General features: G+C 72.4%; 16 protein-coding genes. 10 read left to right on the plus strand and 6 right to left on the minus strand.

What is annotated here, in order from left to right; genetic code table 11:
- Nucleotides 1-49: 49 nt before the first annotated feature.
- Nucleotides 50-358, minus strand: coding sequence for a 4a-hydroxytetrahydrobiopterin dehydratase (locus MXD59_RS07755; RefSeq protein ID WP_248815833.1), 309 nt, complete (start codon nucleotides 356-358; stop codon nucleotides 50-52).
- Between the two features lie 328 nt (nucleotides 359-686).
- Here MXD59_RS07755 and MXD59_RS26325 point away from each other — a divergent pair, with 328 nt between their 5' ends.
- From MXD59_RS26325 to MXD59_RS07785, 6 genes are all read left to right on the plus strand, one after another.
- Nucleotides 687-1,256, plus strand: coding sequence for a (deoxy)nucleoside triphosphate pyrophosphohydrolase (locus tag MXD59_RS26325; RefSeq protein WP_283096541.1), 570 nt, complete (start codon nucleotides 687-689; stop codon nucleotides 1,254-1,256).
- 334 nt (nucleotides 1,257-1,590) lie between these two features.
- Nucleotides 1,591-3,426 (plus strand): translational GTPase TypA, encoded by a 1,836-nt coding sequence (gene typA / locus MXD59_RS07765; RefSeq protein ID WP_248824090.1) that lies wholly within the window; start codon nucleotides 1,591-1,593, stop codon nucleotides 3,424-3,426.
- A gap of 127 nt (nucleotides 3,427-3,553) precedes the next feature.
- Nucleotides 3,554-4,438, plus strand: a complete 885-nt coding sequence (gene mshB, locus MXD59_RS07770; RefSeq protein WP_248824256.1) for an N-acetyl-1-D-myo-inositol-2-amino-2-deoxy-alpha-D-glucopyranoside deacetylase — start codon at nucleotides 3,554-3,556, stop codon at nucleotides 4,436-4,438.
- A gap of 314 nt (nucleotides 4,439-4,752) precedes the next feature.
- The gene (locus tag MXD59_RS07775; RefSeq protein ID WP_248824257.1) at nucleotides 4,753-5,727 is read left to right on the plus strand and encodes a S1C family serine protease; all 975 of its coding nucleotides are present in this window, start codon (nucleotides 4,753-4,755) and stop codon (nucleotides 5,725-5,727) included.
- A gap of 101 nt (nucleotides 5,728-5,828) precedes the next feature.
- Nucleotides 5,829-6,428, plus strand: coding sequence for a DUF6113 family protein (locus MXD59_RS26900; RefSeq protein ID WP_308301669.1), 600 nt, complete (start codon nucleotides 5,829-5,831; stop codon nucleotides 6,426-6,428).
- A 139-nt stretch (nucleotides 6,429-6,567) separates the two neighbouring features.
- On the plus strand, nucleotides 6,568-7,149 hold the full coding sequence (locus tag MXD59_RS07785) for a flavin reductase family protein (protein WP_504858343.1): 582 nt from the start codon (nucleotides 6,568-6,570) through the stop codon (nucleotides 7,147-7,149).
- A 103-nt stretch (nucleotides 7,150-7,252) separates the two neighbouring features.
- Here the strand turns inward: MXD59_RS07785 and MXD59_RS07790 are convergent, their stop codons facing one another.
- Together MXD59_RS07790 and MXD59_RS27655 are read right to left on the minus strand one after the other, a co-directional pair.
- Nucleotides 7,253-8,272, minus strand: a complete 1,020-nt coding sequence (locus tag MXD59_RS07790; protein WP_248824091.1) for a transglutaminase family protein — start codon at nucleotides 8,270-8,272, stop codon at nucleotides 7,253-7,255.
- On the minus strand, nucleotides 8,269-8,679 hold the full coding sequence (locus MXD59_RS27655) for a putative acetyltransferase (RefSeq protein ID WP_443673207.1): 411 nt from the start codon (nucleotides 8,677-8,679) through the stop codon (nucleotides 8,269-8,271). Before MXD59_RS27655 ends, MXD59_RS07790 begins: the two co-directional genes overlap by 4 nt.
- Nucleotides 8,680-8,764: 85 nt before the next feature.
- Between MXD59_RS27655 and fdxA the strand changes: the two genes are divergently transcribed.
- The 4 genes from fdxA to dapE all read left to right on the plus strand — a co-directional run bounded on the left by fdxA (nucleotide 8,765) and on the right by dapE (nucleotide 13,121).
- Entirely contained in the window at nucleotides 8,765-9,088 is a 324-nt protein-coding gene (fdxA, locus tag MXD59_RS07795; RefSeq protein WP_163548667.1) for a ferredoxin, read from the plus strand.
- A gap of 59 nt (nucleotides 9,089-9,147) precedes the next feature.
- Nucleotides 9,148-10,935 carry a succinyldiaminopimelate transaminase gene (gene dapC / locus MXD59_RS07800; RefSeq protein ID WP_248824092.1) on the plus strand — a complete coding sequence of 596 codons (1,788 nt, stop codon included), beginning with the start codon at nucleotides 9,148-9,150 and terminating at the stop codon, nucleotides 10,933-10,935.
- Nucleotides 10,936-11,019: 84 nt separating this feature from the next.
- Nucleotides 11,020-11,895 (plus strand): 2,3,4,5-tetrahydropyridine-2,6-dicarboxylate N-succinyltransferase, encoded by an 876-nt coding sequence (locus tag MXD59_RS07805; protein ID WP_248824093.1) that lies wholly within the window; start codon nucleotides 11,020-11,022, stop codon nucleotides 11,893-11,895.
- A 140-nt stretch (nucleotides 11,896-12,035) separates the two neighbouring features.
- Nucleotides 12,036-13,121 (plus strand): succinyl-diaminopimelate desuccinylase, encoded by a 1,086-nt coding sequence (gene dapE / locus MXD59_RS07810; RefSeq protein ID WP_248824094.1) that lies wholly within the window; start codon nucleotides 12,036-12,038, stop codon nucleotides 13,119-13,121.
- Nucleotides 13,122-13,197: 76 nt separating this feature from the next.
- On the opposite strand, the gene MXD59_RS07815 is transcribed toward dapE, so the two are convergent.
- The 3 genes from MXD59_RS07815 to MXD59_RS07825 are packed head-to-tail and all read right to left on the minus strand — an operon-like array spanning nucleotide 13,198 to nucleotide 16,969.
- Nucleotides 13,198-14,481, minus strand: coding sequence for a glycosyltransferase family 4 protein (locus tag MXD59_RS07815; RefSeq protein ID WP_248824095.1), 1,284 nt, complete (start codon nucleotides 14,479-14,481; stop codon nucleotides 13,198-13,200).
- Between the two features lie 32 nt (nucleotides 14,482-14,513).
- Entirely contained in the window at nucleotides 14,514-15,890 is a 1,377-nt protein-coding gene (locus MXD59_RS07820) for a hypothetical protein (protein WP_248824096.1), read from the minus strand.
- A 32-nt stretch (nucleotides 15,891-15,922) separates the two neighbouring features.
- Nucleotides 15,923-16,969 (minus strand): endonuclease/exonuclease/phosphatase family protein, encoded by a 1,047-nt coding sequence (locus tag MXD59_RS07825; protein ID WP_248824097.1) that lies wholly within the window; start codon nucleotides 16,967-16,969, stop codon nucleotides 15,923-15,925.
- Nucleotides 16,970-16,973 lie beyond the last annotated feature (4 nt).

The raw sequence follows: 16,973 nt of genomic DNA on the forward strand, positions 1-16,973 counted from the left end.
CGGTCGCGGGAGCGGCCGCGACCGTGGTCGTGCGCCGTCCGGTGGCGGTCTAGTAGGCGATGCCGGCGGAGCTGAGCAGGTGGGAGATGCGGCGGGCGAGGGTGACGTCGAGATCGGTCACGCCGCCGACGGAGTGGGTCCAGACGGTGAAGGTCAGGGTGCCGGGGCCACGGTCGATCACCGGGTGATGATCGAGTTCGTCGGCGGCCCGCAGCACCTCGGTGCTGATCGCGTCGGCCTCGTCGCCGTCCACGATGATCTCGAGCTGGATGCGGTCGGCGTCACCCAGCCAGCCGGGGAGGGCCGCCAGGGCGTCGGCGACCTCGGCGTTGTCCAGGCGGGTCTGCTTGGTCGGCATCGCTGTCCTCCTTGCACGGGGGCCGGACGGTCCGCGCGACCGCCGGCCGGAGTCGAGACTGACGTCGGGGTGTGTCCAGTCGAACACGTCCACCGTGAATTGGTGCTGCGCCGCACCGCCCTGTGGACGACGCGATCCGGCCCCCGTACGGTTCCCTCGGGCTTGCCGGCAGGCGACCGGGCGCGATGATCGGATGCAGGTGGGCTCCCCCGAGCCGACCTCCCTGAACCGCCGAGGGTCGTGGTTTTCGGTGGTCTGCGCGTCTCGGGGGTGTCCAACCGAGGGGACTGCGCCCGAAATCGGTGGGAGTCTGGGAGAGTCCGGCAGCATGAATGTGGATGCGCGCGGTCCGGGTGCCTGCGCCCCCCACCCGCCAGCGGCGGGCCGACTGGTCGTCGCTGTCGCTCTGCTCGACCTGGAGCCCCATCCCAACCCCGGGTCCCCGTCCCACGCCGACCTCCCCTCGGACGTCGGCTCCCGTTCCGACCCCGGCTCCCCGTCCGGTCCTGATGGACGCCCTGCCACCGGGCCTCGGGTGCTGGCCGCGCGGCGCCAGGAGCCGTCCGCCTACGCGGGGATGTGGGAGTTTCCCGGTGGCAAGGTGGAACCGGGCGAGAGCGAGCACGAGGCGCTGGCCCGGGAGTGTCGGGAGGAACTCGACGTCGAGATCGAGATCGGCCCGCCGCTCGGCGAGGTCGATCTGGCCAGCCCCGGCTGGGTCCTGCGGGTGTGGTGCGGCCGGATCACACGGGGACGCCCGCGCCTGGTCGCCCATGACGCGCTGCGCTGGCTGAGCGCCGCCGAACTCGACGACGTCCCCTGGATGCCCGCCGACGGCCCGCTGGTGGACCGTCTACGCGACGTTCTCGCCTCTCCCGCCCCCCTCGACTGGTCCTAGACGCATCTCTCCCGTGGCTCCGGCTCTCCCGTGGATCCGGGGGCTGGCGCGGCCGGGGGGTGAAGCGTGATCACCGGGTGGCGGTTGATGGCCGGGGAGTGGCTGTCCGGTGAGCGGACGGTGGGCATCCGGTGGCAGATGTGGGTGGTCGGTGGTGGGGTGGACATGGATGGGCGGCCGGGTCCGTACCATGGGGAGTGGTACGGCAGTCGCCGCCACCCGAGTGCGGGAGTCTGTGCGCCGGGCCGTCCCAATGTGGTGTCGCCGTCCGCGCGCGCCGCCGTCCTTTTTGTGCGGGGTCGAGAGCCCCATGTCCGCCCCGGAGCGTCCCACCGTGTCCACACGTGCCGATCTTCGTAACGTGGCCATCATCGCCCATGTCGACCACGGCAAGACCACGCTCGTCGACGCCATGCTGCGCCAGTCCGGCGCGTTTGGCGAGCATGCCGAGCTCACTGATCGGGTGATGGACTCGATGGACCTGGAGCGCGAGAAGGGCATCACCATTCTCGCGAAGAACACCGCGGTCCGCTACGGCGACATCACCGTCAACATCATCGACACCCCTGGCCACGCCGACTTCGGTGGTGAGGTCGAGCGCGGCCTGTCCATGGTCGACGGCGTCGTCCTGCTGGTGGACGCGAGCGAGGGCCCGCTGCCGCAGACGCGTTTCGTGCTGCGCAAGGCGCTCGCCAAGCGGCTGCCGGTGGTGCTCCTCATCAACAAGGTCGACCGGTCCGACGCCCGGATCGCCGAGGTCGTCGACGAGACCTACGAGCTCTTCCTCGACCTCGACGCCGACGAGGAGCAGATCGACTTCCCGATCGTCTACTGCAACGCCAAGGCCGGCCGGGCCTCGACGACCCGTCCCGAGGACGGTGTGAGCCCCGACTCGCCCGACCTCAAGCCGCTGTTCGACGTGCTGCTCGAGACCGTCCCGGCGCCGTCATTCGACCCGGACGCACCGCTGCAGGCGCTGGTCACGAACCTCGACGCGTCCCCGTACCTGGGCCGCCTCGCGCTGTGCCGGGTGCACAACGGGACGATCCGCCGCGGCCAGCAGGCCATGCTGTGCCGTGCCGACGGCACCCAGCAGCGAGTGAAGATCAGCGAGATGCTGATCACCCAGGCGCTCGACCGGGTGCCCGCAGAGGAGGCCGGGCCCGGTGACATCATCGCCGTCGCCGGCATCCCCGACATCACCATCGGCGAGACGCTGGCCGACGTCGAGGACCCGCGCCCGCTGCCCGTCATCACGGTGGACGAGCCGTCCATCAGCATGACGATCGGTATCAACACCTCGCCGCTGGCCGGTCGGTCCGGCAAGAAGCTCACCGCCCGCCTGGTCAAGAACCGGCTGGACGCCGAGCTCGTCGGCAACGTGTCCATCCGCGTGCTGCCGACCGAGCGTCCCGACACCTGGGAGGTCCAGGGTCGTGGTGAGCTGCAGCTGGCCGTGCTCGTCGAGCTGATGCGCCGCGAGGAGTTCGAGCTCACCGTCGGCAAGCCGCAGGTCGTCACCCGGGTCGTCGACGGGAAGGTGCACGAGCCGGTCGAGCGCCTGACCATCGACGCCCCCGAGGAGTTCCTCGGCACCCTCACCCAGCTGCTCGCCCTGCGCAAGGCCCGGGTCGAGCAGATGATCAACCACGGCACCGGCTGGATTCGGCTGGAGTACCTGGTCCCCGCGCGCGGGCTGATCGGGTTCCGCACCGAGTTCCTCACCGAGACCCGCGGCACCGGTCTGCTGCACCACGTCTTCGAGGGCTACGAGCCGTGGTTCGGCGAGCTGCGTACCCGCGCCACCGGCTCCATGGTCGCCGACCGCAGCGGCCCCACGACCGCGTACGCCCTGTTCAACCTGCAGGAACGCGGCACGATGTTCGTCGGCCCGACGATCGAGGTCTACGAGGGCATGATCGTCGGTGAGAACTCCCGGGCGGACGACATGGACGTCAACCCCACCAAGGAGAAGAAGCTCACAAACATGCGCTCGTCCACCGGGGACGAGCTGGTGCGCCTCACCCCGCACCGTGTCCTCACCCTCGAGCAGGCGCTGGAGTTCTGCCGCGAGGACGAATGCGTCGAGGTGACCCCCGGCTTCGTCCGCATGCGCAAGGTCGCCCTCACCTCGGGTGAGCGCGAGAAGCTGCGGTCGCGCCGCCGCTGATGTGAGGCGTCGGACGGCGGCGCGGAACTGTCGGATGTGGGCCGTAGGGTTCACCACCGTGACGTCCTTCGCCGTGCCGCCGCCCGCCGTCAGCCCGTGTTCCGCCGCGTCGGCCGCTCGCCGGCTGATGTTCGTGCACGCGCACCCCGATGACGAGGTCATCTCGACCGGCATCGCGATCGCCTCCTACGCCGCCGCGCCCGAGACGTCCGTCACGCTGGTGACGTGCACGCTCGGCGAGGAGGGCGAGGTCCTGGTGCCCGAGCTGGTCAACCTGCGCGCTGACCTCGGTGACCAGCTCGGCGGTTACCGCATCGGTGAGCTGGCCGGCTCCTGCGCCGCGCTCGGCGTCACCGAACACCGCTTCCTCGGCGGCCCCGGCCGCTTCCGTGACAGCGGCATGATGGGCACCCCGCCCAACGACCATCCCCGCAGCCTGTGGCAGGCCGACCTCGACGAGGCCACCGCCGAGCTGGTCCGGATCGTCCGTGAGATCCGCCCGCACGTGCTCGTCAGCTACGACTCGTTCGGCAGCTACGGCCATCCCGATCACATCCGCGCCCACGAGGTCACCGCCCGCGCCTTCACCGACGCCGCCGACCCGTCCTTCGCCCCCGGCACCGGGGCTCCCTGGCAGCCCGCCAAGCGCTACGAGACCGCGATGTCCCGCTCCCAGGCGGTCGCTGGCTTCGAGCACTTCCGCGACGAGGCCACCACCGACAACCCCTTCGCGGGCCTTGCCTCCGTGGACGATCTCCCCGTCCGCTTCGTCGAGGACGACGCCATCACCACCGAGATCACCGCCGCCGAACCCTTCCTCGACGCCAAGATCGCGGCCATGCGCGCTCATCGCACCCAGATGGCCGTCGACGGCTTCTTCTTCGCCCTCGCGGACGGCATCGGCCAGCGCGCCTGGGGCACCGAGCTCTTCGTCCTCGCCGCCGGCGAACGTGGCCCCGGCGCCACCGCCCACGGCCGCGAGCAGGACCTCCTGGCCGGCATCGACCTCTGACCTCCGGGTGCCACCTGACCTCCGGGTGCCACCTGACCTCCGGGTGCCACCTGACCTCCGGGCGTCACCGGGCACAGTGAACGATCAGGGCCCGGCGGTCTCCCCGCTGGACCCCGGCGGAACCCGACCACGGTTGTTCAAGGACGTCGGACGGCCCGAAGGGGCGGTGGCGGGAATCGTCGCGGGTCGAGCAGCGTCTGTAATGCTGTAATCCCTGCAAATCTGGGGTATCTGGCCCGGGAGGTCGGATGTTCGGCAGCAGCAGACGCGACGACAACCGGCACGACGACAACCGGCACGACGGCGGGCGGGGGATGGAGCCGCTGGATGCCTACTCGGCCGTGGTGACCAGGGTCGCGGCGACCCTGACGCCATCGGTGGCGAGCCTGCGGGTGCGGACCAGGGGTGGGGTGGGAGCGGGGTCGGCGGTGGTGTTCACCGATGACGGCTTCCTGCTCACCTCGGCGCACGTCATCGAGGGGCACAGCGCCGGGCGGCGCGGTGGCGGCCCCGGATCGGCGGCGGGAACGGGCTCGGCGGTCGGGGTCGCGCAGTTCGCCGACGGGACGGAGCGGGAGTTCGACGTGGTCGGCGCGGACCCGCTGTCCGACCTGGCGGTGCTGCGGGCACGGGGGAGCACGCCACGGGCGGCGGTCCTGGGGGACGCGGCGAACCTCCAGGTGGGGCAGCTCGTGGTGGCGGTGGGGAATCCGCTCGGGCTGACCGGGAGCGTGACGGCGGGAGTGGTCAGTGCGCTCGGACGGTCGCTGCCGACCCGAGCGGGCACGGCGGCGCGGGTGATCGACGAGGTGATCCAGACCGATGCCGCGCTCAACCCGGGTAACTCCGGTGGGGCACTGGCCACCTCCGATGCCCGGGTGGTCGGGGTGAACACGGCGGTGGCGGGGATCGGGCTGGGACTCGCCGTCCCGGTGAACGCCACGACCCGAAGGATCCTCGCGGCCCTGATGCGGGACGGACGGGTGCGGCGTGCCTATCTGGGGGTGGCGGGGATGCGGGTGCCGCTGCCGCCGGCGGTGGCCCGGCTGACCGGGCAGCAGCACGGGGTGCGGCTCGCCGAGGTGATCGTGGGCGGTGCCGCGGGGGTCGCGGGGCTGTTCACCGGCGATCTGGTGCTGTCGTTGGCGGGCGCTCCCATTGTCACACCCGGTGATCTGCAACGGTTGCTGACCCAGGAGACGATCGGCCGGCCGGTGGAGCTGACCGTATGGCGTCGCGGGGCTCTCGTGGACGTCGTGGTGGTTCCGCGGGAGCTTGTCACGACCTGAGTGTGCGGATGCCTCCGGTGCCGCTGCCGCGCCGGGATTCAGCCGGCCCGGTGGTGTTCGACGGATGTCGGTCCGAACACGGCATGTCCTACTGTCGACATATGCCCAGCCGCAGTCCCGGTCCTCGCCCCACACCGCCCCGGTCGACGCCGCCGCGCTCGACGTCGTCGCGGCGCGGCACGGCGGGTCCAACCGGACACTCCGCCCGGGACGCGGGCCCCGTCGATCCGTCGAAGCCGGCCGATCCGTCGAAGCCGGCGGGCGCGGCGGATGGGGCGCGCGGTCAGGGGAGCGTCACGCGATCCGAGGAACCCGGGCGCCTGTTTCTCGGCGGTGCGTACGCGCTCGGCGTCGGGCTCGGGGTCGGCCTCGGCCTGTACGGGGTGGTCTTCCTGGCGGACGGGCCGCGTCCCGCGGGTGTTCCGCTGTCGTACGGGCTCGGCCTGGCCGTGCTGGGCAACACCGCCGCGGCGCTGCTGCTGCGCTGGCTGACCGGGACGCGGCTGGGGCCGATGACCGTCCTGATCGGCTGGACACCGGTCGTGCTGCTGCTGGCGAGCACGCGGCCCGAGGGTGATCTGATGCTGCGGGCCACTGCCAGCGCGTACGCGTTCCTGCTGCTGGGTGGGCTGTGCCCGGTGGTGGTGACGGTCCTCGGCCGGGCCCGGCGCGGCCTGACGGCGCTGCCGCCGCCCCGCTGAGGCCTGCCCTGACGGGGTGGCACGCCGCGGGGTGGCCAGCGGTGTTCTCGGTGGGTGGATGGGGCCGAAGTGTGTCGGGTTGTCACGGGTCCTGCCGTCCGGGCGATGGGAGTGGCTGGACGGCGGTAGCGTGGGTCGGGTGGGCAGTCTGCCGCAGGAGACCCGCAACGGTTCGTTCGCCGTCCAGGCGCCTCTGGAAGCGGGTGAGTTCCGTCGGGCGGTCGCGCGGTTCGCGACGGGGGTGACCGTCCTGACGACCCGGATCGGCGAGCGCCATCTGGGTATGACGGCGAACTCGTTCGTCTCCGTCTCGCTGGAGCCGCTGCTGGTGCTGGCCAGTATCCGCCGGGACGCGCATTTTCACGCTCCGCTACTGGCCGCCGGTGTCTGGGGGGTGTCGGTGCTCGCCGCGGACATGGCCGACGTGTCCCGGCACTTCGCGCGACGCGCGGCCGACCGTGAGCGTGATCAGGGCGGCGACGACAACGGGCTGGGTGGATGGGCGCACACCGTCGGCCCGCACACCGGGGTGGCGCTGCTCGAGGGCGCCCTGTCGGTCTTCGAATGCCGCACGGTCGCCACCCATCCCGGTGGTGACCACACGCTGGTGATCGGCGAGGTCGTCCACCTCGAACAGTGGCGCGACGATGCCGCGCCCCTGGTCTTCTACCAGGGCGGCTACCTCACCCCGGCCGCACCCGCACCCCGCGACGCCACCTGAGCCGCGCCACGACCCGCTAAGCCGCGCCACGACCGGAGAGGGGCCAGGCCGCGCCACGACCACAGGGCCGCGCACGACCCCCACAGGCCGCGCGAACGGACCGCTAGTTCAGGCGGGCACGCGCGGTGACGGCGGCCTGTCGGGCCGCGGCGGCGGCGGTCGGTTCGACCTCGGCGACCGTGTCGGCGAACGAGGTCAGGTCCCGCGCGCCGCCGAGGAAGTCACCGAGCCGGATGCGCAGTTCGCCGCGTTCCCGGCGCAGGCTGGCCGGATGGTGGGGGAGCAGCAGGGACAGTTCGACCGCCCACAGTCTGGTCCGGGGCGCGTCGGTGCGGGCCGCCAGCACGCGGATGTTGCCCAGGATGCGGGTGAGGACGTCGGCCGGGTCCATCGGGGCGAGATGTGACCGGCTGAACGCGGTGCCGGCGGCGCGGACCTTCGCCGCCGCGTCGTGGATGGTCAGCAGCCGTCCGGCGTCGAAGGGGTCGACGAGGACGAAGTCCTGCGGGGAACCGACCGCGACGACGACATGCCCGGGCAGACCCACCGGGTAGGCGGCGATGCCGAGGCGGTGGGCGACCTCGAGCCAGACCACCGACAGCAGGATCGGCAGCCCGCGGCGGCGGCGCAGCACGTCGGGCAGCAGCGAGGAACGCAGATCGTCGTAGTCGTCCGCGGAACCGGCGAACCCGGCATCCAGGCCGAGGGCCTCGTGTAACGCCTCGGCGGCGATCCGCGGCTCGAGCCACCCGAATCCGCCCGCCGAGCCCGCACCGACGGGGCGTCCGTGGTCGACGCGGGGAAAGGGGCGGGCCGGGGTAGCCCGGGCGGTGAACAGCGGACGGGCCCGGGCGGCGAGCCGGTCCAACGCCGTCAGGGTGCTGGACGGATCGACCAGGCCGGCGGCGACGTCGTTCGCTGCGGCGCCGGGCTCGGCAGCCGCCTCGGGGGCGGCCGCGGCGCCGGTCTCGGCCCTGGGCGCGGCGGCGGCACCGGCGGCGGTACCGGCACTGGCCTCGGCGTCGGCCTCGAGAGCGAGCAGATGGCAGGCCACGGCGAGGTCGAGGGGCTCACGGCGAACCACCTCGGCGAACTGGCCGCGGCTGTGACTGCGGCTGCTCACCGGCCCTGCGCCCCCTCGTCGGGCGCCGCGGGGGTGGCGGCGGGGGGAACCGACTGTGTCATGCCAGAAATTGTCGCCTCTGCGACCGGCAGGGTTCGGACGATGGTGCCAGAATCTGGCGGGTCCGTGTTCGTCCGAGTATCGCTGGCAGGCTCGCCCATCGGCGTTCCGGCCACGTCCCGTGACCGCCGCGTGGGGGGCCGGGCGGGGATAACGCGTGCCGCTACGAGGTCATCCTCGGTAATCTGAACAGCAGCACCTTCCGCCGTTTCGACCGTCAGCACGCGCGACGACCATGACCGAAGCGTCCCGAGGACATCACTGAGAGGTATGGGCCCGGGGATGCGCCGCCGGATCATGACTCGCGCGCCGATGTCGGCCCGAGTGATGCGGACGACATACACCACCAGCGCACGCCCTTGCTGTCGACACGGAACTGTCCATGTCGATACTAGGGACTCAGTCGCCCGTGAGCCCGAGGAGGAACATCCGGTGACCTACGTCATCGCGGAACCCTGTGTCGACGTCAAGGACAGGGCTTGCATCGAAGAGTGCCCGGTCGACTGCATCTACGAAGGCGGGCGGATGTTGTACATCCAGCCCGACGAGTGCGTCGACTGCGGGGCATGTGAGCCGGTCTGCCCGGTCGAGGCCATCTACTACGAGGACGACGTTCCCGACCAGTGGAAGGGGTTCACCGACACCAACGCGAACTTCTTCGAGGAGCTCGGGTCGCCCGGCGGCGCCTCGAAGGTCGGCGCGTTGAGCTTCGACCCGCCGGCCGTCGCCGCGCTGGCTCCCCAGGGCGAGTCCTGAGCGGCCCTGGGAGGTCGGGTAACACCTCGAGGGTCCTGAGATCACCGGCTCGTTCCCGCGTGCGGCTGCCCGACTTCCCCTGGGACCAGATCGCGTCCTTCAAGGAGAAGGCCAGCACACACCCGTACGGGCTGGTCGATCTTTCGGTCGGGACACCGGTCGACGCGACGCCGGCCGTCGTCCAACAGGCGCTGGCCGGCGCCGCGGATGCCCCCGGGTATCCCCAGACGGGGGGTACCCCGGATCTGCGGGAGGCCGCGGCGGGCTGGCTGGCCCGTCGGCTCGGCGTTCTCGTCGATCCGGGGGCGGTCCTGCCCGTGCTCGGGACGAAGGAACTGGTCGCCCAGCTACCCGGTCAGCTCGGGCTCGAGCCCGGTGACCGGGTGTGGGTGCCCACGCCCGCATACCCGACCTACGAGGTCGGGGCGTTGCTCGCCCGCTGCGAGCCGGTCCTGGGTCCCGCGGACGGGGTCACCCTCGTCTGGCTGAACTCACCGGGCAATCCGACCGGCCGGGTCCTCACGGTCGACGAGATGCGTGCCGTCGTGGGCTGGGCCCGCGAGCGGGGCGTGATCGTCGCCAGTGACGAGTGCTACATCGAGCTGGGCTGGGAGAGCCGGCCCGTCTCGGTGCTGCACCCAGATGTGTGTGGCGGATCACACGAGGGTCTGCTCGCGGTGCACTCGCTGTCGAAACGATCCAATCTGGCGGGCTACCGGGCCGGTTTCGTCACCGGTGATCCGGAGCTCGTCGACGGTCTGCTCGGGGTGCGCAAGCACGCCGGGTTCATGCTGCCGACCCCGGTGCAGGCGGCGATGGCGGCCGCCTACGCGGACGATCTGCATGTCGCCGACCAGCGAGCCCGGTACGCCAACCGGCGGGCGGTGCTCGCGGCGGCGCTGTCCGTGGCCGGTTTCACCATCGACCACAGCGAGGCCGGTCTCTACCTGTGGGCGACCCGCGGCGAGGACGCGTGGGCCACCCTGGACGCGCTGGCCGGCGTCGGCGTTCTGGTCGCTCCTGGCACGTTCTACGGCGAGGCCGGCCGCAACCATGTGCGGGTCGCGCTCACCGCGCCCGACTCGCAGGTCGCGACCGTGCCCGAGCGGATGGCGATGATCCCCCCGGTCGCGCATCCGCAGCCCGCGAACCCCCAGCCGGCCCAGGTGGCGCCGGCCAGCCCGGCGGCGGTCTACGGCCAGCAGCCGGCACGCCCGGCCGGACGACCCGCGGCGCCGCAGGGCTACCCGCCCGAAGGCTACGCACCCGAGGGTTACGGTCCCGAAGGCTACGTCCGGGAGGGCTATGCGCCGGAGGGCTATCCGTCCGGGGGCTACGTGCCCGAGGGGTACGCCGAGCCGCCGAACCGGTACACCGAGGCGCAGAACCGCTATCCCGAGCCACCGGGTGCCTTCGCACCGTCCGCCAACGGCTACCGCGACCCGCGTGAGGGCCATGGCGGCCAGCGTGAGGGCTATGGCGGCCAGCACGAGGGTTACTCCGGCCAGGGTGAGGGTTACTCCGGTCAGCGGGAGGTGTACTCCGGCCCGCGTGGGGGTGGCTATGCGCCGTCGCGGCCGGAATACGGCGGTGGGCACGACGAACGGTCCGGCTACCCGCCGCGGCCGGAACCCGACACCCACACCGGCGGTTATCCGATTCATCCCGGTGACCAGCAGGGCCGGCCCGGTGCGTACACCGGACGACGGGTACCGCCGCGCACCGGCCCCGGCGGATCCGCCGGTTACGAGGGCGAGGCGGATCACCGTTACGACGACGAGGCCCAGGGCCGCGACGGCGCTGACGGCACCGACCGGCCGTGGAACGGCGAGCCCGACATCCGCTGACCTGTCGGCCCCGGCCGGCGGCTGCGGCGTAATCTGCGACGGTCCCGCCGTCCGGGGCGGCGGGAACCTCGTAGGGTCAGGCCCGTGAGCACCTCCAACTCCTCTCCTGCCACCGCGGCCGGCTCCGCCTCGAGCGCCGCCTCCGTGATCGATCCCGTCATCGACGAGCTGTGGGAGCGCCGCGGTGACCTGACCCCCGACGACGCGGACGCGCGCAAGAGCGTCGTCGCCGCCGTCGACGCCATCGACGCCGGTGAGGCCCGGGTCGCGACCATCGCCGCCGACAACACGATCGTCGTCGACGAGCGGGCCAAGCGAGCGATCCTGCTGTCGTTCAAGGTCCTGGACATGGTCGAGTCCGCCGCCGGCGACTTCCACTACCACGACCGGGTGCCGCTGAAGACCCGCTTCGACGGCGTGCGGGTGGTTCCCGGGGCGATCGTCCGCTGGGGGGCGCACATCGCGCCCGGCGCGATCCTGATGCCCAGCTACACCAACATCGGCGGGTTCGTCGGCGCCGGCACCCTGGTCGACACCTGGGCGACGGTCGGTTCCTGCGCGCAGGTCGGCGAGCGGGTGCACCTGTCCGGCGGGGTCGGCCTCGGCGGCGTGCTCGAACCGCCGAACGCCGTGCCGGTCGTCGTCGAGGACGACGCGTTCGTCGGCAGCCGCTGCATGGTCGTCGACGGCGCCCGGGTGCGTCGTGGGGCCAAGCTCGGCGCCGGGGCGATCCTCACCGCGTCCACCCACGTGTTCGACGCGACCAGCGGCGAGGAGTATCCGCGCGGCGAGATCCCCGAGCGCGCGGTCGCGGTGGGCTCGACCCGTATCCGCACCTTCCCCGCCGGCGACTTCGGGATGCCCTGCATCGTCGTGCTGCGCACCCTGGACGAGGGCCAGATCCACGACAAGCTGGCTCTCAACGAGATCCTGCGCGAACACGGCGTCGCCGGAGGCTGAGAGGGTCGCCGACGGGAGAGTCGTCGGCGCCTGACCGGGATGTCGTCCGCGGTCGTGGTGGACGACGGCTGGCCGAAAGGCTTCCGGCGGTAGCCGAAGGTCGGATGGCCCGGACGCTGTCAGGCCGTAGGGTCGGCGGCATGGATCTGGACCTACGCGCGCCGGTCGGGGAACTCACCCGGTGCCTCGTCGACGTGCCGTCGGTCAGCGGCGACGAGGCGGCCCTCGCCGACGCCGTGCAGGCGGCCCTCGGCCGGATCGGTGGGCTGCGCGTCGAGCGGGACGGCGACGCCGTCGTCGCCCGCACGTCGCTCGGCCTGCCCTCGCGGATCGTGCTCGCCGGCCATCTCGACACGGTGCCGATCGCCGACAACCTGCCGTCGCGGGTCGAGGGCGGTCGGCTCTACGGCTGCGGCACGTCCGACATGAAGGCCGGGGTGGCGATCGCCCTGCGCCTGGCGGCGACCCTGCCGCTGACCGAGCCGGGGGCGCTGCGCCACGACATCACCTGGATCTGTTACGACCACGAGGAGGTCGAGGCGGCGCGCAACGGGCTGCGCCGCCTCGCCGCACAGCACCGCGACTGGCTCGACGGTGACCTCGCGATCCTGATGGAGCCGACGTCCGGCGAGGTGGAGGCCGGCTGCCAGGGCACCCTGCGGGTCATCGTGCGCCTGGGCGGCCGGCGCGCCCACTCGGCCCGCTCCTGGCTCGGGGACAACGCCATCCACAAGGCCGGTGCCCTGCTCCAGCGGCTCGCCGCCTACGAGGCGCGCAGCGTCACTCTCGACGGCTGCACCTACCGGGAGGGTCTGTCGGCGGTGCGCGTCGACGGCGGTGTCGCTGGCAACGTCATTCCCGACGCGTGCGCGGTCACGGTGAACTTCCGGTTCGCCCCCGACCGGACGCCCCAGGCCGCCGTCGAGCACGTCCGTGAGGTGCTGGCCGGATACGAGTGCGAGGTCACCGATCTCTCCGGTGGTGCCCCACCCGGCCTGGCCGCCGCCCCCGCCGCCGCCTTCGTCGCCGCCACCGGGCGCACACCGGTGGCCAAGTACGGCTGGACGGACGTCGCCCGCTTCGCCGAACTCGGCATTCCCGCCCTCAACTACGGTCCCGGCGACCCCAACCTCGCGCACACCCGCGAGGAGTACGTCGAGCTCGCCGCCATCGACGAGGGCGAACGCCTGCTGCGCGGCTACCTCACCGGCGCGCTCACCGCCTGAGGCGGGCTGGTGGGTGCCGGGGTGCCGGGGTGCCGGGGTGCCGGGGTGCCGGGGTGCCGGGCGTCCGGGTGTCCGGTCAGCCGTCCGTGAGCAGGCGGCGCAGGGCGGCGACGTCGAGGTGGCCGTCGTGGTCGGGGTGGACCTGGCGGTAGAGCTCCAGCAGGACGGCGATGCGCCGGGTCCAGGAGAACGACTCGGCGCGTTCCCGGTTGCGGGCGCCGGCCTTGGCCCGCAGCTCCGGGTCGGCGGCCATCCGGTCGATCGCGGCGGCGAGCGCGTCCGCGTTCGGTGCGGCGAGGATGCCGGCGTCGCCGAAGGTGTCGCTGACCCCGGCGACATCGGTGGCGATGATCGGTAGTCCACCGGCCATCGCCTCCAGGACGACCAGGGGCAGACCGCCCTCGATGTCCGAGGACAGGACGAACACGTCCGCCCACCGATGCCACCGGGCGAGCGCGTCGCCGGTCTCGGGGCCCACCAGCCGGGCGTCGCGCAGACCGAGCTGGGTGACCTGGGCCTCGAGCGTCTCCCGGTCCTCGCCGTCACCGACGACGACGAGCTCGACGGGTGCCCGCACGGAGCCCAGGGCCTCGAGCAGCCGGGGCACGTTCTTCTGCCGGGTCAGCCGGCCGACGAACAGCAGCCGCAGCGGCCGGCCCGGCGTGCCGGCGACCGCGGCCGGTTCGGGTGATCCGGTCGTCCCGGTCGTCCCGGTTGGTTCGGTCGTTCTGGTTGGTTCGGTCGTTCTGGTTGGTTCGGGTGTCGCGTCCGGTTGGTCGGCGAAGAACTCGGGGCCCACCCCGTTGCTCATGACGAGGACCCGCTCGAGCGGGATCGCGTACTCGCGGGCCATGTCGAGGGCGACCTTGTCGGACAGTGCGATCACGCAGGCCGCGCGCCGGATGGCCGGACGCAGCAGCAGCGCCTTGTACAGCGGGAGCAGAACGCCCATCCGACCGGACTTGTCCGCGTCGATGTGGAAGTGGGCCACATAGGGAAAGCGGCGCAGGGCGGCGGCGAGCAGCACGATCTCGGGCAGCAGCGCGTGCCCCATGTGCAGGTGGACGACGTGGCGGTCGGAGACCGCCAGGATGCGCGGCAGGAAACCGGGTGCCAGCGGGGTGTGGGCGATCTCGACCCCACGCACCCGACGGACGCGCAGTCGACCGCGGCGCTCCCGGCGAGCCACCCCGGCCGCCCCGCAGTCCGAGGTGATCACCTGGACGTCGCAGGACGCGGCGACGCCCTCCGCGATCGACCGCATGACGTTCTCCAGGCCGCCGAGATGCGGCGGGTAGAAGCCGCCCACCTGAACGACCGGCGGCCCGCCGCCTGACGTCGTCCCGGGTACTGCTGCCATCTCCGGCCACCTCTCCGACCCAGTGGTCACCATCAGTAAGATTTCAGGTTCATTGTGTCGCGGATGCCGGCGGCCCGCGCGTCCAGCAGCGCCAGCGGATCGTCGGTGAGCAGCCGCGCGATGCCGCGGACCGCGGCCGGGTCGAACCGGTTCGCGTCGAAGCTGATGGAGACGTTGACGGCCCCCGAGAGCCCGGTGAACGAGCAGGTGAGCCCGTCCGGACCGGAGGTCGTCACCATGCCCTGCAACCACATCCGCTCCGGTGTGACCAGCGGCTTGACGTGGGCGAGCAGCGGCAGGTCGCCCAGCGAGGTGACGGTCAGTTCGGCGCCCGCCGACAGGTCCGCCCGGGGTGCCCGGTGCGGGTGGTCCGCGCGGCCCGGGCGGTGCTGGGTCGGGATGACGCTGGTGACCAGGGCGGCGCCGATGGACGCCAGCGGACGGCCGCAGCTGACCGTACGCCGGACCTCCGTGGTGATCGACTGTGGTGAGGCGGTGTCCGTCGGGGTCAGGGTGACACAGCCCACGAAGTTGCCGACGATCGCGGCGCCGTCGGGCAGATAGCGGCGGGCGTCGAACAGCACCGTGAGCCCCGGGGCGCGGCGGGGCAGCGCGGACCGTTCCAGGGCGACGACCGCCGCCGCGTAGAGCACCCCGTTGGCGGACGCGGTCGGTGCGTTGCGGGCCCGCCACTGCCGTACCCGGTCGCTCAGATCGGTGTCCGACGTCGCGCAGACGCTGACCAGGCGGGACGCCGCGGCCGACCCCGCCCGCGGATCACCCGCGCGGTCGCGGCGATGGCGGTGGCCGTGGGGTGAGGCGGTCGCACGTCGGCCGCGGCGGGAGGTCCGGTACTGGGCCAGCAGGTCACGGGTCGGCCCGACACCGGTACCGAAGGTCCTCCACAGGGCGCGCACCAGCGGGTAGCGCACCGGCGTCTCGATCAGCTCCGTGGGCAGCTCCTCGTCCTGGGCGCGGCGCAGCAGGCTCGTCCAGGTGGCCATGAACAGGCCGGCGTCGCCGACCGCGTGCGACATCTCGAGCATCGAGTGCTGCCGACCCACCCAGAACCGAAACGGCAGATCCCCAAGACCCTCGGCGTAACGGTTGGCCATCCAGGCGCCGATCCGCTCCGGGTCCCGGGTCGGATCGCCGATGGTCGCCGGATCGTCGTCGAACTCGCGGATCACGTCGAGCAGGTGCTGGCGCCGACCGCTGGGCGCGACGGTGAGCAGCCGCCCGTGCGCCGGGTCCACCCGCTGCAGCAGACGGTTGCCCGGATCGAGCGCGGCCAGGTTCCAGACCACGCGGCGCACCGCGTCCACGGACGGCATCCGGACCGGGCCGAGACCCATCATGGAGACCGTGCCGAGTTCAAGCCGATCGCGGGCGGGAAGTCGCGTGTGCATCTGCGCCCCTTTCTGACCCTGAGATGGGCGAATCAGATCCGCAGATCGGCCGAGATCGGCAGATGATCGCTGCCGAACGGGCTGCCGCGGTGATAGCGGGAGACAGTGATGTCGGAGGAGACCAGGATGTGGTCGATCCGGGTCGTCTCCTTCCACCAGGCGGTGGCGCTCCAGGTCGGTGACCAGCCACCGCCGGCCACATCGTGGGCGTCATGCAGTCCGCAGGCGAGCAGACGGCGAAACGGGCGATGGTCGCGGGTGGCATTGAAGTCACCGGCGAACACCAGCGGTCGGCGCGCCTGACAGGCATCGGTGCGCAGGTCCGCGAGCTGCCGCGCCCAGCGCCGGGTGTAGGTCGCGCCCACGGGCGAGCGGGTGTGTACGACGACCAGCTCGACGTGCCGGCCGCCGCCGAGCGCGACGTCCATCCGGGCGAACGGAAAACCGGCCGAGTTCAGGTCCGGGCGGCCCGTCAACGGAAACCGGGAGAAGACCGCGTATCCGTAGGGCTCCAGGGATGGGCGTTCGACCACGTAGGGGAAGGCGCGCAGCTGCGTGAGTCCGTGCAGCCGCCCGGCGATCAGCGGCGTGTACTCCTCGAGCAGCAGCAGCCCCGGCCGTTCCCGGTCGAGCTGCTCGGCGATCCGTGCCACCTCGGTGTTCGCGCCGTTGACGTTGGCCGTCATCAGCCGCACGGATGCCGCCGTCGACGCGGAGCCGGCGCGCTGACCGGCCCCGACGAACTCGGGCACGGTCCAGACCAGATGCGACGCGATGACCCCCACCATGGCGACCGCGACCGCACCCATCGTGATGGCCCTCGCCGGACGGGCCGCCTCCGCCGGCCCCCGCGTGTCCGACCCGCGCTGCCGGACGTATCGCAGCAGGGCCACGGCGGCCAGCGGGTAGGCCGGCAGGTACAGCAGCGGGGTGAACGCGTTGAACGCGGGAAACGGCCAGCCGATCAGGTCGTCCAGGTGGGTCAGCCGAGCGCCGGCGCACAGCAGCAGCAGGCCGGCCGCCCCCACCAGCACGGTGGTGACCAGACGGGGGCGGCTCCGGACCGCGTCGATCGTCATACCT

Source organism: Frankia umida, assembly GCF_023242945.1.
In the GTDB taxonomy this organism is placed as follows: Bacteria; Actinomycetota; Actinomycetes; order Frankiales; family Frankiaceae; genus Frankia; species Frankia umida.

Bases quoted from the DNA above. Each gene is read 5' to 3' on its own strand.
- MXD59_RS07755 (WP_248815833.1), bottom strand. From the start codon at position 358: ATGCCGACCAAGCAGACCCGCCTGGACAACGCCGAGGTCGCCGACGCC.
- MXD59_RS26325 (WP_283096541.1), top strand. From the start codon at position 687: ATGAATGTGGATGCGCGCGGTCCGGGTGCCTGCGCCCCCCACCCGCCA.
- mshB (WP_248824256.1), top strand. From the start codon at position 3,554: ATGTTCGTGCACGCGCACCCCGATGACGAGGTCATCTCGACCGGCATC.
- MXD59_RS07775 (WP_248824257.1), top strand. From the start codon at position 4,753: ATGGAGCCGCTGGATGCCTACTCGGCCGTGGTGACCAGGGTCGCGGCG.
- MXD59_RS26900 (WP_308301669.1), top strand. From the start codon at position 5,829: ATGCCCAGCCGCAGTCCCGGTCCTCGCCCCACACCGCCCCGGTCGACG.
- dapE (WP_248824094.1), top strand. From the start codon at position 12,036: ATGGATCTGGACCTACGCGCGCCGGTCGGGGAACTCACCCGGTGCCTC.
- MXD59_RS07815 (WP_248824095.1), bottom strand. From the start codon at position 14,481: ATGGCAGCAGTACCCGGGACGACGTCAGGCGGCGGGCCGCCGGTCGTT.
- MXD59_RS07820 (WP_248824096.1), bottom strand. From the start codon at position 15,890: ATGCACACGCGACTTCCCGCCCGCGATCGGCTTGAACTCGGCACGGTC.
- MXD59_RS07825 (WP_248824097.1), bottom strand. From the start codon at position 16,969: ATGACGATCGACGCGGTCCGGAGCCGCCCCCGTCTGGTCACCACCGTG.